Raw genomic sequence first — 18,460 nt, 5'->3', positions numbered from 1 at the left:
GGACAAGTAATTTTGTACTATATTAGTTGATAGCGTATTATTTCGCCAATTAAATTCACTTTTTATACAGCCATCTACTCTAACACTTGCCCCCGCAGTCACAAGTGAAAAAATCATGCAAATTTCCTCGAATTCTTCTAAAGTTAAGAATGGCGATCGCCATAACGAAGACAGCTCATCTTTGTTAAGCAGCGAAGAACGATATAAAAATTTAGTAGCTAATATTCCCGGTGCTGTATACCGCTGCAACTGCGACTGGACGGGGCCCGACGGCGAATTAATACGGACAATGGCGTTTTTGAGCGAGGCTGTTCAAGAAATATCTGGCTATCCATCATCTGATTTTATCAACGATCGCGTCCGTTCTTTTGCGAGCATCATCCATCCTCAAGACCGCAAAAATATGGAGGAGGCTCTCATAAAAAGTGTAGCAACTAGAACTCCGTATATCCTGGAATACCGCATTCTCCGGGCTGACGGCGAAATTAGCTGGGTTTACGAAAAAGGTCAAGCTGTCTGCTGCGAGGGGGATGAGGCTAGAGAAAGAAAAGAGGGACAAGGGGAAATAGAGGAATTTTTGTCGGGTGTAGTTTCGTCGGTTTCGCCGATCGCAAATTCTCTGTGTCAGGTTGTCTATCTCGACGGAGTGATTTTGGATATTACTGAGCGCAAGCGCGCTGAGGAAAAGCTGCGAAAGACTCAAGATTTTCTGAATGCGGTACTGCAAAATCTGCCGGTTAGCGTCTTTATTAAAGATGCCGTGGAACAAAGATTTATTTATTGGAATGCTGCTAGCGAAGAATTGTTTGGCTATTCGAGGGACGAAGTGCTGGGAAATAATGCTGCTGACTTGTTGGAAGCAGATCAGGCAAATTACTTGCAAGCACAAGATTTAGAAGTATTTGCCACGGGAAAAGAGGTTGATATACCAGAAGAAATTATCCAACTTCCGCACCGGGGAAAACGGATTTTGCACACAAAAAAAGTTCCTTTGTTTGACGCTGATGGCGCGCCTAAGTACATTCTGGGTATTTCTCAAGATATTACCGAAAGCAAAAAAACTGAAACAGAATTGTCGCGCTTGGCCATCGTGGCTCAAAAAACGCAAAATGGTGTGATTATTACTGATGCTCAAGGCTGCATTGAATGGGTGAATGAAGCATTTACTCGGATTAGCGGTTACGTGTTAGAAGAAATGCTGGGAAAAAAACCGGGTGATGTGCTGCAAGGCCCTCAAACAGATCCATTAACTATTGCCCAATTGCGATCGGCTTTGGATAAAGGCGAGCCGTTTAATCAGGAAATTTACAATTACAGGAAGGATGGAAAGGGTTATTGGGTGGCGCTTTCGATCGCCCCGATTTATCGAGAAACCGGGGAACTTGAAGGTTTTATTGCGGTGGAAACTGATATTACCGATCGCAAACAAGCTACTGAATCTGTCAGGGAAAGCGAGAGTTATTACCGCTGCATCGTCGAAACTGCTTCGGAGGGCGTTTGGATGTTTGACGCCGACAGCAGCACGACTTTTGCGAACTGTCGGATGGCCGAAATGCTGGGGTATACTGTGGAGGAAATGCTGGGGCGATCGCTATTTGAGTTTATCGATGACGAGGCTCGGGAAATAGCCGAAAGTTATGTGCAGCGCAGGCGGCAAGGCATTCGCGAACGCCACGATTTTCAGTTTACCCGCAAAGATGGCTCTCACTTGTGGGCGATCGTCTCAGCGACACCAATGTTCGACGCTGACGGCGAATTTGCGGGGGTTTTGCGGATGATTACCGATATTAGCGATCGCAAACAAGCCGAAGCAGAATTGCGCCAAACTCTCCAAGAATTAGAATTTGAAAAATTTGCCTTAGATCAATCGGCAATTGTCTCAAATACCAACGAATTCGGCGTTATTACCTACGTCAACGAGCAATTCTGCGAACTGTTTAAATATTCTCGGGAAGAATTGAACGGCAAAACCCACAAACTTGTAAATTCCGGCTATCACCCAACTGATTTTTTCAAGCAGCTTTGGTCAACAATCCGCCAGGGAAATGTTTGGCGGGGAGAAATGAAAAATCAAGCTAAAGACGGCAGATTATTCTGGTTGGATACTACGATTGTACCTTTCTTAAATTCTCGGGGAGAACCCCATCAATATGTAGCAATTCGCAAAGATATTACCGATCGCAAACAAGCAGAAGAAGCTGTGCGGCTTTCCGAAAGTCAATTGAGGACTAAAAATGAAGAATTAGCGAAAGCCCTGCGGGACGTGCATAAAACTCAAAGCATGATGGTTCAAAATGAAAAAATGGTAAGTTTGGGGCAATTAGTAGCTGGCGTCGCTCACGAAATAAACAATCCAGTTAGCTTCATTTACGGCAACGTCATGCACGCTGACGATTACTTTCAAGACTTGCTAAAAATGCTGCAACTTTACCAGCGCGAATACCCGGAACCAACAGAGGCAATTCGAGAAGAAATAGATGATATAGATTTGAAATTTCTGCTCAAAGATTTGCCAAAGCTATTAAGTTCAATGAAAATGGGAGCCGAGCGAATTCGCCAGATTGTGCTGTCACTGAAGAATTTCTCGCGATTGGATGAAGCAGAACAAAAACAGGTGGACATTCACGAAGGAATTGACAGCACTTTGTTGATTTTGCAGCACAGGCTGAAAGAAACGGCAGGACATCCGAAAATTACGCTGGTTAAAGAGTTCGGCAATTTGCCCCGCTTACAGTGTTATGCAGGACAGTTGAATCAGGTATTTATGAATATTATTGGCAATGCAATTGATGCTTTGGAAGAGGCAATGGAAACCGGACAGTGGGGCGACGGGGAACAGGCGCCTATTCCTTCTTGTCCTTCGCCGACGCTGCGGATTTGTACTGAGGTAAAATATGAACAGGCTGCTGTTTGTGCTGATTCTATTCGCCGTCCTTCTCATATTGTGATTCGGATTGCTGACAACGGGCCGGGGATTCCGATAGATGTTCATGAAAGGCTGTTCGATCCGTTTTTTACTACGAAAGAACCGGGGAAAGGTACTGGCTTGGGGCTGTCTATCAGTTATCAAATTGTGGTGGAAAAGCACGGCGGGCGGCTGAAGTGCAATTCTGCACCGGGTCAAGGTACGGAATTTGCGATCGAGATTCCTGTCGCTAGAAGTTAGCGGTAAAATTGGAAATTATGAGTTATAATTCCATAGATGCAGACGGCGGTTGAAACCGCGTCTATACAAACAATGTCCGCCTCCGCGGACTGAAGAAGATAATGTATTTTAACCGCATTGCCTTCAACCCGCGGAGGCGGGTTTTGCTTGTATAGAAGCGGTTTCAACCGCCCAGTTTTCTAGGTTATTGACTTATGAATTACAACGTAATTTACGACGGCAATTGCAATCTCTGCGTCACCTTGGTGCAGTTACTAGAAAATCTAGATCGAGGCGAGAACTTTGAATATATTTCCATGCAAGATTTAGAGGGATTAAAGGAGTTTGAGATAACTGCTGAGGATTGCGAAATGGGGATGATTTTGATAGATAAGAATAATCCCGCAAAACGCTGGCAAGGTAGCGATGCAGCCGAGGAAATCGGGCGGATATTGCCTGCTGGCGAGGTGTTTGTGGCAGCTTACCGGGCAATGCCGGGGATGAAGTGGATGGGCGATCGCGTGTACGAACAAGTGCGCGATAACCGCTATACTTTGTTTGGCAAGCGATCGACAACTTACAAATCGGCTTATCCAGTGGGCTGTAGGTCGATCGACAATTGCGATAATCAAGACTTAAAATCAGGTTCGTAGTGAGGACTTCAGTCCTCTCCATCTGTGGTTCGTAGTGAGGACTTCAGTCCTCTCCATCTGTGGTTCGTAGTAAGGACTTCAGTCCTCTCCATCTGTGGAGAATTTAATTCAAGAAGGACTAAAGTCCTCACTACAAACCTGGACTTCAGTCCTCTCCATCTGTGGAGAATTTAGTTCAAGAAGGATTAAAGTCCTCACTACAAACCTGATTTATGATGAGTCATTAACCGGGAATTATTCTCAGCAATTAAACAAACCTAATATCTCGCGGCAAAATTGTTTGAGCTTTTCGGCTGATTCCGCAGCGGGCTCAGTTTCACCCACAAAACCCCAATTTTCCACGGTAGAAAAGCGCCACTGTTGACCAGTATGATCGTAACCTGCCGCCTCAACCCCGATCGCCCGCCGAGATCCTTCGACCGGATCTTGGTAAAATCGGATTTGGATTAAGATACTGCGGCTTTGCAACAACCGACTTCTACCGGGAAAATGGAAGCCAATATCGATCGACTCAGGATCGACAAGTTCTCTGGTATCCTGGTCATTCATCCAAGGTTTCAAATCGACTTTCACATCCGGAAAATCTGACTTAAATAAATTAACAACCGCAGCAATTTTGCTAGCTAATTCTATATTTCTGGCTTGTTCGGCAGCGTTCACTCGAAATACTCCTATCAAATACAGTTATTACACATTTAGTTAACAATGTAACTGCATATTGCCTGCTTTAAACGGTAAACTGTGGACTATTTGATAGATTACAGTTCGCGATTGCACGGGTGGCCAGAAACCGGGTTTTTTTACGAAAAAACGTGTTACAGCCGACAATGCAAGTAAAAACCCGGTTTCTTTGGTATTGATGCGTCCAATCTGCTACATTTTCCCAGGTTGAATGAATTTTAGTCGATCGGCACTTCGATCGCAAATTCCGTACCTGGGCCCAACACAGATATGCCCTATGTAGTGGCGATGCGTCACAATCCTTTGTTGAAAGCGACTCGCTGTGCGATTATTGGCTCGTGGCTGGCGTGAAAATGCAGGTGATTGGTGCGAGTCATGCGGAAATGGGTACATTTGCCTTTTGGGATTTTAAAATCCCAAAAACCTTTCGATCCAACTTATTTGCTCGCTACCCCTTGACTTTTCAAGACAGGAACTACAGCATTTTGGGATGTTTATTGAACACCAATAAACTTGTGAGTTTGCAAAGACAACCTGTAACTCGGATGCTGTTTCAATAACTCCAAAATCATCGGAATTGCCCGATCGCGCTTTTCCCACTCCGGCTGCAAATATACAGGAATATTCACATTGTCAGCCAAATATTTTGTGTAAAAATCAACTTCTTCGCCACTGCTAACCACCAACTTAATTTCATTAGCTCTCGTCCAGAAACGGTCTTGCACCGGATATTGAGGATTGACGTGTTCTTTAGGAGAAAGAGTAATCCAAGCCAGCGGCGAAATATCCTGCCAGTAAGCGCCAGAAGTTTCAATATTCACCTGTTTGTCAGTTGCTAACAAAGCTCGCACTAACTCCGGCAAATTCTGGTGAATAAAAGGTTCGCCACCACTAATGACAACCCTCGAAGACTGCAATTGATCTAGCAATTGTGCGATCGACTGTGGCACCGATGGCAAACCTTTGCCACCATTTCCGTAGCCTGTATCGCACCAAGCACACCGCACAGGACAACCAGCTAATCTGATAAAATCAACTAAAGTCCCCGTCCAATAACCTTCACCTTGAACCGTACACTGAAAAGTTTCATGAATCGGTAATTTTATTTGTAAATTCGATCCCTGCATTTTTACCTCAAAGTAATTAATAATACTTGTTATTACTTTTAGTAATTGTAATTTGTCATCGGTAATTGATATAGTCCTGGATGCACCGGTAGGCAGAAACCGGGTTTTTTATGCAAATACTGTATCGCAGCCTTTAATACAGATAACCACCCGGTTTCGAGGAGTCTTAATGAAGTTCCCAGCCACTTGAACTATTTAATTCTGTTCTTCAGGTTCCATCATCGTAGCCCAGCGGCGTTTCAGGGCCAAACTCAACCCGTCACCAATGGGGACAACACTGAGTGTTATTCTCGGATCGTTACGCAACTTGTCGTTGAAACTACGAAGGGCGAGGGTACTTGTGTCTTGTACTTCAGGATCGGCAACTCGTCCAGACCACAGAACGTTGTCAATTACAATTAAACCGCCATTCCGCACCAGTTGGAGCGATCGCTCAAAATAAGCCTCATAATTTTCTTTATCCGCGTCGATGAAGGCAAAATCAAAGGTTCCGGCTTGTCCCTCGGCTATGAGTTTGTCGAGAGTATTTAGTGCTGGGCCCAAATGCAAAGAAATTTTGTTAGCCACACCCGCAGCTTCCCAATACCGTCGCGCGATCGAAGTATATTCCTCGCTGACATCGCAAGCAATAATTTTACCGTTAGAAGGCAGTGCTAAAGCTACACATAGCGAGCTATAACCAGTAAAAACTCCAATTTCTAAGGTTTTTGTCGCTCCCATAAGCTGCACGAGCATCTCCATAAACTGCCCTTGTTCGGGAGCTATTTGCATCATACCCATAGGATGCTTAGCAGTTTCTTTCCGCAGTGAAGCGAGAATATCTGGTTCCCGCAAAGAAATAGATAACAGATAATCGTAAAGTTGATTTTCTAGGCCAAGAGTTGAGTTCGCCATCGGTTTGTCCTTGCTGCTGACTTTTGATTTTACGTGGTAGACGTGCAGTTATTGGAAATTGCAGACGGTAGAGTGAATTTTGGCACCTATTTTGCTGTCGTTTCTCTCAGGGTAAGAGTATCGCCGTCTCGCTTGCAAGAATCTGGTAACTTGCTCTCACGGGCGATCGACCTCCCAATCAGTTTATCTCAGCTATAGGTGATTTAGTCGCCCTGGAAAAGAAAAGAGAACAAAAGGATGGTTTTGAGATTGCTGCATTCCTCGCGCTGCGTAACACTGTGAGTAATGCCAGCTTAACAAAATAATCTAACAGTCGGCAAGTTGCCAACCGATATACAATTAGTCATTCCTCATCTTAACTCTCCAACTTGTAGGAGCGCGCCTTGCTCTGAGCGTAGCCTTTCATGAAGTCGAATGATCTCAAATGTCAAATGGTACGATCTGGGGAGAATATAACTTAATTTTGACAACTAATCGCCAATAAATAATTATTTATAATTTGCCCACAACTCACACAAATAAAGTTTAATTTGAGTCTTGTTGATGGCTTATAGCCTGTGTATTTTTCAGGAATCAAACAGGCGCATGGCAATCCTTCTATCCGGGAGGATTACTAATAACTAACAAGTCGGCTAGACCGGGACAATTTTTTAAGTGTCACAGTATATTTATCCACACCTAAACCACCTACCCACAATAAAAACAACATTCTCCTGTTGAAGCAGAACAAGTATTTTGGTGACAAAACCCGGTTTTGGGCAGCCTTTGCCCTGGACTGTTACTAACCACTAACGAACCGGGAACACTCTGACAATTTCTTAACTGTCACAGTTGATTGCTCGACACATAAACAACTTACCCACAATCAAAATAACATTTCGCAAAGGCAATCGCTATGTATTATACTTTTGCAGGTTTCGGTGCTGGTACTGGCCTATTGTTACTGTTAATTTTTGCTATTTTACAATGGCTGCACGTCCCCGCCGGCAGTTTTATAGATTGGGTAATTGCCATTGCTATTTTTGAATGGCTGTTGCTGATAGTTACAGTTCCTTGGAATATCCATTTTGAAGCTAAGGAAGTGTTAGCCCAAGGCGCAGAATCTACTAAAAAAAATATTGCTGTCGATTCCGAACAACTCAAATACGTTACTGTATTAGCTAGCCGATCGCTCTGGGTGGCGATCGCCCTTCACCTGGTTAGCGCGATCGCACTTTATGCCCTATCCGCCACCGGCATTAGTGCTGTTGGCTATCTCAGTTCCGGTGCAGCACTGCTTTTAACTATACTGCGTCCAGCTATCCGAGGTTATCAGTATTTAGCCCAGCGGCTGACAACCATCCGCAGCGAATTTTTCCACCCCCGCGAAGATATTCTCGAACTCCGCAACCGCTTTGCAGAATTAGAATCTACAGTCAAAAATTTGGCCGATCAATTAAATTCAGACGATCCTAATTCGTGGGCGACTCTCCAACAGCGGGAACAACGGGCCACTAGAAGAGAATTAACTAATTTAGCCGCATCTCTAGAAAATTTGCGATCGACAAATCAGGCAGAACACACTAAACTGGCAAGAGATGCCGAAAGTGCGATCGCCCAACTCACCGATGACGGACAATTTCTCAACCACGTCCGCGAAATCATCCGCTTCTTCAAAGAATCGTAAAAGTAGTCAGTAGTCAGTAGTCATTAGTCATTAGTCATTAGTCATTAGTTAGTTGCCATGCCCAATTCCCAATTCCCAATTCCCAATTCCCAATTCCCAATTCCCAATTCCCAATTCCCAATTCCCAATTCCCAATTCCCAATTCCCAATTCCCAACCTTTAGATAGATGTCAGAGCCTCGCAGACTGTGAAACTTTTAATTAAAAGAGAACTTTATCAGTCTTGAGGAAGACTCAATAAATGTATTTTACATTACAGCAAGTTTCAGGAAACTATAACCAAAGATAGTTAGTGAATGAGTTAGCTTAGGCTTAATATTTAAACATAAGCCAAAGACCTTTTTGAAAAGATAACTCAGGAATAAATCATGACAACTAGCAAATCAACACCGACCGACGAACAAATCGAAGCTAATATGGAAGCCCCCCACTACGATAGGGGCATTACTCCTGCTGAGACAGCAGCGCGGCAAGAACGCGAAGGCTCTAACTTCATGCACACAACCACTGAAGCGAAGCAGCAAAGCGCCAAAACCGACGACCAAACCGATGACGAAAGCATTCACACTACAGATGGTTATACAGTAGACAAGGAAGGTCTGGTTAACAATTACGCGATCGAACCCGAAATGTACATCAACGAACCGGGCGATTTGAGAGCAAAAGAGGAAGCCGAAGCCGCAGAACGCGCTCAAATTCTCGCAGAAATCAAAGATAAAAAAGGTGAGGAAGGAAAACTGACAATGGATGAAGACACCCGCGGCAAAGGCCCAGGAATGATCTAGGTTGTCTGCTTGGTAGTTGCGCTTTGGCGCGCGAGGCTGCAACTGCAAAGCCAAGGGGCAGGTTTTTCTAGATACGGGAATTGTCGATCTTTTCGGTAAAACCAGCCTCTATTTTGCTTTCGACTGATGTTTTGATAATATACCTCTTGCAAAAATACCTACGACGGGCGGGACGCCCATCCCACAACTTTTTTTCTTGTGGGATGGGCGTCCCGCCCGTCGTAAAATTTCATTAAAAGGACTTTTGCAATTCAGGTCTAATTTAGGACTTAATATTATCCTCCGTCAATTACCTCCAATAAAAACAGCTCGAGCGCGATCGCTTCAGTCAAGCGTCATGGATGAGGGCTGAAGCCCTCACTACAAACCAATATTGTATTCGGAGATGATATTACGCACGGGTGGTTAAAAAACCCGGTTTCTTGAGCAGGAGTGCTTCTGTTTTGAGAGTTGAAAATTTACCTCAATGCCGATCGCATTAAAATTAATCAAGCCCTCACATTCTCCCTCAGCCAATTAAACTTTGCTTGAGCTAGCGCCAAATTTTCCAGGACGTTCGGATTAATATCCTCCCGATCTAATTCTTGCTGCTCCAATTCTATATTGCGACCGTATTCTATATGTCGGATCGTACCGCGCATCCGGTCTGCCAGACACAGCGAAATTCCATAATAAAATCTGGAAGCAAAACCCATATCATGTTGAAGTTTGACGACTAGCTGCCTTCGGGGAATTACCAACAAGTGAGTTTCTTCGATCGCCATCACCGTGGCCAAAGGAGGGCGTGCGTCAATGAAAGAAACTTCTCCCACAAGTTCTCCGCTACCTATTTTAGCGAGTTCTTTGCTCTGCTCAGCCTCGATCCAAACGCTCATACTCCCCTTCAAAACAATGTAGAGGGCATCGTGCTGTCTCCCTTCATGGATCAAAATCTCGCCCGGTTCGAGAATTTCTTTTTTCCCTTTTTGAACGATCCAGTCGATATCGTCATTATTTAACTGGCTCAAAATAAAAAGCGCTTTTTTTCTACTGCTGTCGGCCATAACTTTAGCTCCCGATCGCTTATTTATATTAAATTTAGAGGGCGCGCGGTCGCAACTTCTTCCTAAGCAGTCACTCCTCGCTGAATACAGTTTTTTTATCCTGCCTAACTGCTTGGCAAAATCCTATTAGGGCAGACATTCCCAATATTCACAGATGAACCAGGCTGAATCATAATCTCTCAATACTAGCATTCGTTGAACAATCTTTTTTAAATCGATCGGCATTCCAAAAAATCCTGCTTCATCTCCGTCTTAAAACCAACCCGGTTCTCCCCCACAGCATGGGTGCGGCAGGGGGCGCGGGAGACAGTGCTCCGCGCCCCATCTGCTGTATCGCTAAATCGATCGCAAATCAGGATAGCCAGCCAACATATCATCAGCAGTCAGAGTGTCGCCGTTAGCTTGAGGAGTCCACAGCACCTCAACCGCCAGCAACTGCTCGCTCGATACTCCCCCAATTTGGCGCAAAGCTTGGCGCAAATCTTCAGAGTTTTTCACTGCTGGCAATTGCAACTTGCCCTGAGTACCGACAATCACCGTTACCACAATAAATTCACCGGGCTCTGAATTCAAATCAGAACCAACTAGGGCGCCGTTTTCCTGCACAACTGGCAGGTTATTGCTGCTCCCTGCTTGCCGGAGCTGGTTGTTATAATTCGAGAGCGTTTCTTCAGTAAACTTACTGCGTTCTGCCAAAGAAAACTGGTTAAATTTAGCTTCGGCTGCTTCCAAGCGAGTTTGCACAGAGTCAGCGCCCGCGTAAACCCAGTATTCAGGATGCCGCAGCATCGCCAGAGTAGATTCTTGCAGCACTTGAGCGCGGCCGATCGCTGTATCGGTATTCGCTTTGCGCGCTAGCGCGTCGAGTTCGGCTTGCAAACCGCGGGCTTCTGCTAGCAAACCAACTTGCAAGCGTGCCACAGATACCGTGGTAGTAGGCGCGCTGTTGCCGAGTTCGTCAGTTGAATCCCCAGCGCGGCGGAAGCTTTGCACGAGGAAATTGGCGATCGAAATAAAAATCAAAATCGAAAACAGGCCGCCAAATCCGCCCCCAAAGCCAAAAAACGGCAGCAAGAATGGGAAACCGAAACCGCCACCAAAACCGCCGCGATAGCCACCACCGTACCCACCAGACGGCGCGTAAGTGCTAGTCGGAGACGAGTAACTGCGCGCCGGAGCTCTAAAAGATCCGCCCCCCATCCGTCCTCCGCTGCGAGCAGCCAGAGCTCCGTCAGCGTTACCGAGGGCTAGCGTCAGTACCAGACCGATCGCAAATAGTGATTTCAAAAGCGGTTTGATCTTTGAAATTAGTTGCTTGTACATAAGACCGTTACTATTCGATACACTTTTAATTTACAGTCTATCCTCGCTTATGGGCAGCCCGGTTGCAGGTGTGCAGCGTGCGAGATATCCGTACCAACCGATCCCAGCACCCCGAGAGAAGCAGAAAGGCTAGAGTCCAAAGCTACCGCCTGCCACCTCAGATGACCCATAATTAATTGTCAAAACAATCCTATCTACTGTCCAAAATTCCCTTATTCTCATCCGGCACAAATTCCGTCACCACTTGGCCGCCGGCACCGTCACCTTTGACAATCACAGTTTGATTTTTTAACTCTCCCGCCGCCCTCGGCCCAGTCAAATTAAACACCGGATTTAATTGCTTGTAAACCACATTTCCTTCGGCGTCGAAGGTCTGGTTACTTAAATACCACGTTACGCGATCGGTATTTAATTGAGATTCACGTTTTTCCCCGATTCCTACCACATTTCCCGTCAAATAAAAAATCTTTTTATCTAAATCTCCCCGCCCAGTATCCCCGGTCATCGTCACCTTTTCCACGCGGTGAAAAATCTTCACATGCCCGGGCGATATCACATATTGAGCCGGAAAATTCCAACTCATCAAACTGCTTTCTATTTGCAGCGGCGGGTCTGATGGCATCAATTGAGCGTTTTGGGTTAGCGTGGCAATTTTGGTTTTTAAGTCTACATCTACCTTGTCGGCAAAACCGCTGTCTGTTACTTTTTTATCTTTATATCTGTCAAGTTGAGTCGGTTGGTCGCTGTGTACCTTTTGTTGCTCCACAAACCAAACTAAATGTTCGGTTCGCAATTGCAAAATTGGATCTTTAACATTCGCCACCACAGATCCGAATAACTCCATCCTCTTAGCCCTGCTGAAAATCCGCGCTTCCTTCGCTGAAACAGTCACCTGTTTGTTCTGTCCAGTCAAATTATTGCGAACAACTAAAACATCTTCCTTCGGGCGCCACTCTAACTCATTTCCTCGCAATACCACGCCATTTTTGAGATCGGTAGCGACTATGTTACCTTTGAGAAAAACCTGATTTCCTTCCTGAAATACCTGCCCGGTTTCTCCCTGAATATCATAAATTTCTTTGCCGTCCTGAAACAATTTGCCCACAGGTTTCTGAACGTTAACTATTTTTTGGTCTTTGCTGTAAACCGCATTTTTCGATTTTACTTTCCAGAACGTCTCACCCTTTTCGTTTGCTTGTTCTAGGGTTACTTTGTTCAAAGTTAAAGTGCTATTTGACTGCTGAGCTGTTTTGATATCCTCAGCTAATTTGTTCTTTTGAGTCTCTTGGGGAGCCGCACAAGCATTAATCCCCAAAATCATTGCTGCTAACAATAGCGACATTGATTTTGGGGATTGGAAATTGGTAATTTGGGATTTGAGATTAATCATTGGTAATCGATAATTGGGCATTGGGCAAACAGGGCATTGGCCAAACAGGGCATTGATAATTGGTAATTGGCCAAACAGGGCATTGATAATTGGTAATTGGCTAATTAAAAACACTAATCAAAAATCTGTCATACTTGAGCTAAATTTTTAACTTCTAATTTTCAATTATTCAACCCATCAGCTATTACCCCATTCCCTATTACCCATTCCCCATTCCCCATTCCCCATTCCCCATTCCCCATTCCCCATTCCCCATTCCCCATTCCCCATTCCCCATTCCCTATCTGTCGTCGTGTTCGTCCATCAAGCTCAAACCCGACAACGGGCGGTAGGCATAATTAGGACGCGAAGTTTTTTGGATGTCGTCCTTAATCATTTCCAAATCGATATAGCGATCGGCTACATTAATCAAACTGTCACTGGTCATCGATCGCAAACTCACCACCTCCACCCGCACGCCGCGATAGCTCACAGCATCCACAGCATAGGCCAAATCGCCGTCGCCGCTCACCAAAACAGCCGTGTCGTAGGATCCCACCAACGCCATCATGTCCACAGCGATTTCTACATCCAAATTCGCCTTCTTAGAACCGTCGGGTAACTGCACCAAATCCTTAGAAATCACGCGATAGCCGTTGCGGCGCATCCACAGCAAAAACCCCTGCTGTTTTTCGTTCGTGCGATCGACACCCGTGTAGAAAAAAGAGCGCAACAGCCGCGATCCCGCAGTTAAACGACACAATAGCTTAGTGTAATCAATCTCAATTCCCAATTGCAAAGCCGCGTAAAAAAGATTAGATCCGTCAATAAAAATTGCCACTCGACCGCGATTTTCCAGAACCTGTTCCGGCGTAAAAAGGTCGTTGCTTTCTATTCTATTCAACATGATTGTTATGCCTCAAATTTTATGAAAGATTGGTAAGGAAATTAAGTGCTAATTCATAATCTGTCATAGCACCCCGATCGCAGGCTGCCGACTATGACGCTACTGTTTCCAGCAGTTCCAGCCGCTTAAACACTGGTTGGGGTTCCCCCAGAGTTTGGTTTGCAGGCAAAGCGCCCCAGGCAGCATGAACTGCAAAAGTCGCTAAACTGTTAACTGCAACCCGATCGTTAAAGTCAATTGAAAAACCTAGCTGCTGATAGATAGCACTGCTGATATTGGGAATAATCGGCGATAAAAGGTAAGATGCTAGTCTAACAGATTCCAGAACAGAATATAGCACTTGTTGAACACTTTCGAGCTGTCCTTGCTTGTACAAACTCCAAGGTGCTTGTACGTCAATAAACTTGTTACCGGCTCGAACTAATGCAAGCACAGCTTCGCAAGCCTTGCTAAAAGCTAACTCTTCGTAAAAACCCGCCACTCGATCGCCCAAATCCAGGCTCATACCCTTGAGAAGGTTGTCGCCGGAAATACTTTCCCCAGACACATTTGGCACGCAGCCACCGCAATATTTGCGAGCCATGTTTAAGGTGCGGTTAAGCAAATTTCCCAAATCATTTGCTAGCTCAGCATTCAATATATTGATAAACCGAGTTTCGTTAAAATCGCCGTCCTCTCCAAATTCAATTTCTTTGAGGAAATAGTAACGAACTGCATCAGCGCCGTATTTATTCACCAATTCGACTGGGTTTAAAGTATTTCCCTCCGTTTTTCCCATTTTTTTGCCGTCTTTGGTCAAAAAACCGTGAGCGAAGACGCGGCCAGGTACGGACATACCCGCGGACATCAGCATTGCCGGCCAATAAACTGCGTGGAAGCGGAGAATATCTTTGCCGATCAAGTGCAGGTCAATCGGCCACCATTTAGATAAAGCATTCTCTAACAATGGGTCGCTGTCCGGATCGAGCAGAGCCGTGATGTATCCCAGCAAAGCGTCAAACCAGACGTAAATGGTGTGGCCCGGATCAACTGGTATTGGCAGGCCCCATTCCAGATTCACCCGAGAAATCGAAAAGTCTTGGAGTCCGGAGTTGACGAAGCTGAGCACTTCGTTACGCCGACTTTCCGGCGCGATAAAGTCGGGACGTTCTGCGTACAATGCCAGCAGTTGGTCTTGATAGCGCGACAGGCGGAAAAAGTAATTTTCTTCGTCGCGCCACTCCACTTCTTTGCTGGTGTGGACGGAACAGCGATTTCCGGGGAGCAAATCGCGTTCATCTTTGAATTCTTCGCAGGAGACGCAGTACCAGCCTTGTTGCTGGTTCAAGTAGATATCGCCGGAGTTCCAGACGCGCTGGAAAAATTCTTTGACAATGTACTCGTGGCGTCGCGAAGTTGTGCGGATAAAGCGATCGTAATGGATAGAGAGTTGCTCCCACAGCGCCTCAAACCCGGGAACTACTAAATCGCAGTGAGCTTGGGGCGATCGTCCCAAACTGCTTGCCGTGCGCTGAATTTTCTGCCCGTGTTCGTCGGTTCCGGTAACCAACAACACTGATTTGCCCCGCAGCCGCTCAAATCTGGCTAGGGCATCGGCTGCCATAGTCGTGTAAGCGCTGCCAACGTGAGGCAAATCATTGACATAATACAGAGGCGTTGTTATGGCAAAGGTATTCTTAGTTATATCGGTCGATTTCATTGAATGGTAAAAGAAAATTCCCTAAATTTAATTTCGATCTTAACTCAGCGCTTCAATCTTTTCTGGAGTGGCATTCAAGCCAAAATTGCTGCAACTTGTGGGCAATTGTTTAACCCGGGCTATTCCCAAAAGAAATATAGCTTTCCTCTCAAGACTAATCTTTTTTAGATCTTTTTGACGAACTCTCTAAAATGTCTTAAGATTTTGATATTTTGCTGCCTTGGGGGCCCATAGAAGTGCAGATCCCGGGTCTTCAATTCATTTCTCGCAGGCACTATCCTGGAGTGCGCGGGATCGCCAACTGGATAGTGCCGACAAAACTCCTTGCTTAGCTTGCTGAAAGCAACCGAGCGACTGGCGCTCCGCCAGCGCTTCCTGTAAATGGGCGATCGGGGTTCACTGGCTGTGTCAAACCCGATCGCCCGCAACTCCTGCCAGTTTCCGAGTTACTCGTAGAAGCAGCAACCGGGTTGTTTGCGAAAATCTCTATTGAACGATGCTTTGGTTTCTTGCCCCAATCTGGTTTTTGAAGAGGGCGAAGCATGACCGCATATAAGTTATTAGTTATAATCTTATATTCACTGCGGTCATGCTTCGCCCCTACAAACATATTTGCCTTGCACAGGTCGCTGCACCCAAGCAAATGTTTATTGACAAAAAAATGGTTTTTTTAATGTTGCCACTACATCCGGGAAACACAATTAAACCCCAAGCCAGTTAGGCTTGGGGCTATCTAAATTATGGTAAATATAACAATATGTTATCCTTCGGGAAAATTCACTCGATTTCCGCCAATAGCTTCGGACAAATAATCCGCCGCAGCTTCCACCACCGCGATCGCATTTTCGTAAACCATCCGCGTCGGTCCCAAAACCCCAACACTACCCACTGGCATTGATCCCCGGCGGTAAGTCGAAGAAATCAGAGTACAGCCGCGAATTGGTTCTAACGAATTTTCTGAACCAATACGCACCGTTACCCGTTTCCCAGGCGAGTCCAAATCAGGCGATTCAAAAATCAAAGGCCAAAGCAGTTCCTGTTCTTGTTCGAGCAGTTGCACCAGGGTTTGAACTTGCTGCAACTGCGAAAACTCTGGCAAGCGCAGCGCTTCTGCCAAACCGCCGATCAGAATCCGCGTGTAGGTTGGATTGCTTTGACGGCTGCTCAATGCAGCCAGCATGGTTTCCATCCACTCCGCGTACAGTTCAAAGTCCCGGTCTAACTCGCTCCAGTCTACAGCGGAGAGTTCCGAGAGCGATCGCCCGCGTAACTTGCTGTTCAAAAAATTTGACAAAATCTGCAATTCGCGATCGACAATTTCAACATCAGGCCAATTACCTTCTGCGCCCTTCGGCAACTGTACTAACACCGAATGAGTTTCGTAGGCATCCGTCACCACGATCAGCATCACCTTACCCGCCTCTAGCTGCACCAGTTGCAAGTGTCGCAAGCAAGCCATATTGGTTTGCGGTATGGTAATCATGGCAATATAACCGCTGATCGTTGCCAGAATTTTAGCAGCGCCGCGGAGTGCCCCATCCATGCGCCCATCCGACCAATTGAGTTGATCCAGTACCTGTTCCACCTTACGGGCCAGCGTATCAGATGGCTGAATCAACTGGTCTACGTAAATTCTGTAGCCGGAGTCAGAGGGGACTCGTCCGGCAGAAGTGTGGGGCTGATATAGCAGTCCAGCTTTTTCAAGAGTCCCCATCGCATTGCGAATGGTAGCTGGGCTGACGCTGAGGTTGTATTCGTCAACCAAAGCTTTTGAGCCAACGGGTTCCGCTGTTGCTATGTAGTGGCGAACCGTTGCCCAAAGGATGTGTTGTTGCCGATCGGTGAGGTTAACGCGCACAAATAATATTTAAGCAGAGTAAGATTTTAGAGTTGAAAGCCATTGAAAAGCTCTGTCCGAAAAGGGCGATCGGACAGACTTATCTACTTAAACATAACAGATTTTAGGTTAAGGAAGAAGTCAGTTGTTACTGGTTATTGGTTATTGGTTATTGGTTATTGGTTATTGGTTATTGGTTATTGGTTATTGGTTATTGGTAAGTTCTAATGCCCCATGCCCCATGCCCTGGGAAGGCCCATGCCCCATGCCCCATGCCCCATGCCCTTTAAGTGTGTTCTTTCAGAATATTTTGTAGGTAACTAGCCACTGCATCTGGCTGTTCCACCATTGCCAAATGGCCGCAATCGGGAAGCTGAAGCACATTTTCGCCACAACCTTGGAACATCCAGTGAAAGCTAGCCAAATGCAGCACGTATTTTGGTTCCATAATTTTGTCTTTAGTGCCGGCAATAAAATACACAGGCTGCTTGAGTCGGGACACTATTTGCGGCAACAGGTGAATCTCGGCTTCTGTGGTGGAGTCCAACAAAGCCCCCAAAGCTGCATCTGGATGGGCTGCCACGAAATCTCTCAAGCGCTGCCGTCCCCACGATCGCCCGATCGAGCGATCGACAGAATCGCGGGCAAACACCAAATCTGCTAGTGGCAAATGAGGCAGCCAGCGGGGACGCATTTTTACTAGCTGTGTGCCGACGGCTCGAAATCGCTCGAATTCTTCCTTTAGATAGATGCCGCCGCCTGCATTAATACAGAGAACACCTTTAATACGATCGCACAATTGGCTGGCTCCCCAAAGAGCGATCGTACCGCCGAGAGAGTGTCCCACCAGCCAAGCACTAGAAATATCCAGTTTTTTGAGTAAAATTTCCAAATCGCGAGCGTAGGCTGCGGGAGTGTAGGAACTTAGCGATTCTCCTCGCTCGCGACTATCATCGCCGTCGGATTGAGAATCGCCAAACCCTCGCAAATCGTAAGTCAGGCACTGATAGCTGGGTGCCAAGCGATCGGTCAGAGGTTGCCAGTAGCGGCGGCTTAACAGCCAGCCGTGGACAAATACCAGAACCGGGGAAGTTGGAGTGGGAGCCGTCAAATCGCAAGCGTGCCGAACCCCTAGGATGTCGATGGTTGCCATAATTTTATCCTATCGCGAAATCAAGACAGAGGGATCGGCAGTTACACTCCGGGCGATCGGCTCAGTTTAACTTTCTCTCGATGAATATCAGGTTTTGAGCAAAAACCCAGTTTCTGAACGCAAGAGAAATGGAAGTCGGAAGTAGAAATCACAAAGAAGTAATAAAATCAAGGGTTTCA

Annotated in this window: 15 protein-coding genes; 5 read left to right on the top strand and 10 right to left on the bottom strand. The window is 45.9% G+C overall.

The window, feature by feature from the left end; translation table 11 throughout:
* Positions 1 to 115 precede the first annotated feature (115 nt).
* Both JGK22_RS02410 and JGK22_RS02405 read left to right on the top strand, forming a co-directional pair.
* Entirely contained in the window at positions 116 to 3,166 is a 3,051-nt protein-coding gene (locus JGK22_RS02410) for a PAS domain S-box protein (RefSeq protein ID WP_293312250.1), read from the top strand.
* Positions 3,167 to 3,360: 194 nt separating this feature from the next.
* Positions 3,361 to 3,798, top strand: a complete 438-nt coding sequence (locus tag JGK22_RS02405; protein WP_293312248.1) for a DCC1-like thiol-disulfide oxidoreductase family protein — start codon at positions 3,361 to 3,363, stop codon at positions 3,796 to 3,798.
* A gap of 240 nt (positions 3,799 to 4,038) precedes the next feature.
* Here JGK22_RS02405 and JGK22_RS02400 read toward each other — a convergent pair whose 3' ends face one another.
* The 3 genes from JGK22_RS02400 to JGK22_RS02390 all read right to left on the bottom strand — a co-directional run bounded on the left by JGK22_RS02400 (position 4,039) and on the right by JGK22_RS02390 (position 6,500).
* Positions 4,039 to 4,458: a hypothetical protein gene (locus tag JGK22_RS02400; protein WP_293179934.1), complete on the bottom strand. Its 420-nt coding sequence runs from the start codon at positions 4,456 to 4,458 to the stop codon at positions 4,039 to 4,041.
* A 515-nt stretch (positions 4,459 to 4,973) separates the two neighbouring features.
* Complete coding sequence (locus JGK22_RS02395) at positions 4,974 to 5,606, bottom strand: 7-carboxy-7-deazaguanine synthase QueE (protein ID WP_293179937.1); 633 nt, start codon at positions 5,604 to 5,606, stop codon at positions 4,974 to 4,976.
* A 195-nt stretch (positions 5,607 to 5,801) separates the two neighbouring features.
* Complete coding sequence (locus tag JGK22_RS02390; RefSeq protein ID WP_293204347.1) at positions 5,802 to 6,500, bottom strand: class I SAM-dependent methyltransferase; 699 nt, start codon at positions 6,498 to 6,500, stop codon at positions 5,802 to 5,804.
* Between the two features lie 42 nt (positions 6,501 to 6,542).
* On the opposite strand from JGK22_RS02390, the gene JGK22_RS02385 reads away from it, so the two are divergent.
* The 3 genes from JGK22_RS02385 to JGK22_RS02375 all read left to right on the top strand — a co-directional run bounded on the left by JGK22_RS02385 (position 6,543) and on the right by JGK22_RS02375 (position 8,950).
* On the top strand, positions 6,543 to 6,698 hold the full coding sequence (locus JGK22_RS02385; RefSeq protein ID WP_293179943.1) for a hypothetical protein: 156 nt from the start codon (positions 6,543 to 6,545) through the stop codon (positions 6,696 to 6,698).
* Positions 6,699 to 7,395: 697 nt separating this feature from the next.
* Positions 7,396 to 8,166: a hypothetical protein gene (locus JGK22_RS02380; RefSeq protein ID WP_293179946.1), complete on the top strand. Its 771-nt coding sequence runs from the start codon at positions 7,396 to 7,398 to the stop codon at positions 8,164 to 8,166.
* A gap of 367 nt (positions 8,167 to 8,533) precedes the next feature.
* Positions 8,534 to 8,950: a hypothetical protein gene (locus JGK22_RS02375; RefSeq protein ID WP_293152017.1), complete on the top strand. Its 417-nt coding sequence runs from the start codon at positions 8,534 to 8,536 to the stop codon at positions 8,948 to 8,950.
* 488 nt (positions 8,951 to 9,438) lie between these two features.
* On the opposite strand, the gene JGK22_RS02370 is transcribed toward JGK22_RS02375, so the two are convergent.
* From JGK22_RS02370 to JGK22_RS02340, 7 genes are all read right to left on the bottom strand, one after another.
* Positions 9,439 to 9,993, bottom strand: a complete 555-nt coding sequence (locus JGK22_RS02370; protein WP_293179952.1) for a cyclic nucleotide-binding domain-containing protein — start codon at positions 9,991 to 9,993, stop codon at positions 9,439 to 9,441.
* Positions 9,994 to 10,329: 336 nt separating this feature from the next.
* A complete protein-coding gene (locus JGK22_RS02365) occupies positions 10,330 to 11,316 on the bottom strand; it encodes a DUF1517 domain-containing protein (RefSeq protein ID WP_293179955.1) in 987 nt (328 codons plus the stop codon).
* A gap of 190 nt (positions 11,317 to 11,506) precedes the next feature.
* Positions 11,507 to 12,727, bottom strand: coding sequence for an LPS export ABC transporter periplasmic protein LptC (gene lptC / locus JGK22_RS02360; protein WP_293179958.1), 1,221 nt, complete (start codon positions 12,725 to 12,727; stop codon positions 11,507 to 11,509).
* 259 nt (positions 12,728 to 12,986) lie between these two features.
* Positions 12,987 to 13,592 (bottom strand): NYN domain-containing protein, encoded by a 606-nt coding sequence (locus JGK22_RS02355; RefSeq protein WP_096831201.1) that lies wholly within the window; start codon positions 13,590 to 13,592, stop codon positions 12,987 to 12,989.
* Positions 13,593 to 13,683: 91 nt separating this feature from the next.
* The gene (metG, locus tag JGK22_RS02350; protein ID WP_293179961.1) at positions 13,684 to 15,291 is read right to left on the bottom strand and encodes a methionine--tRNA ligase; all 1,608 of its coding nucleotides are present in this window, start codon (positions 15,289 to 15,291) and stop codon (positions 13,684 to 13,686) included.
* Between the two features lie 760 nt (positions 15,292 to 16,051).
* On the bottom strand, positions 16,052 to 17,149 hold the full coding sequence (hrcA, locus tag JGK22_RS02345; protein ID WP_293179964.1) for a heat-inducible transcriptional repressor HrcA: 1,098 nt from the start codon (positions 17,147 to 17,149) through the stop codon (positions 16,052 to 16,054).
* Between the two features lie 265 nt (positions 17,150 to 17,414).
* The gene (locus JGK22_RS02340) at positions 17,415 to 18,281 is read right to left on the bottom strand and encodes an alpha/beta hydrolase (protein ID WP_293179967.1); all 867 of its coding nucleotides are present in this window, start codon (positions 18,279 to 18,281) and stop codon (positions 17,415 to 17,417) included.
* Positions 18,282 to 18,460: the final 179 nt, after the last annotated feature.

This window comes from Microcoleus sp. PH2017_08_TRC_O_A, assembly GCF_020738665.1.
Lineage (GTDB): Bacteria > Cyanobacteriota > Cyanobacteriia > Cyanobacteriales > Microcoleaceae > Microcoleus.
Note: the sequence above shows the minus strand (reverse complement) of the source record. Positions and strands in the feature narration are given on the sequence as shown.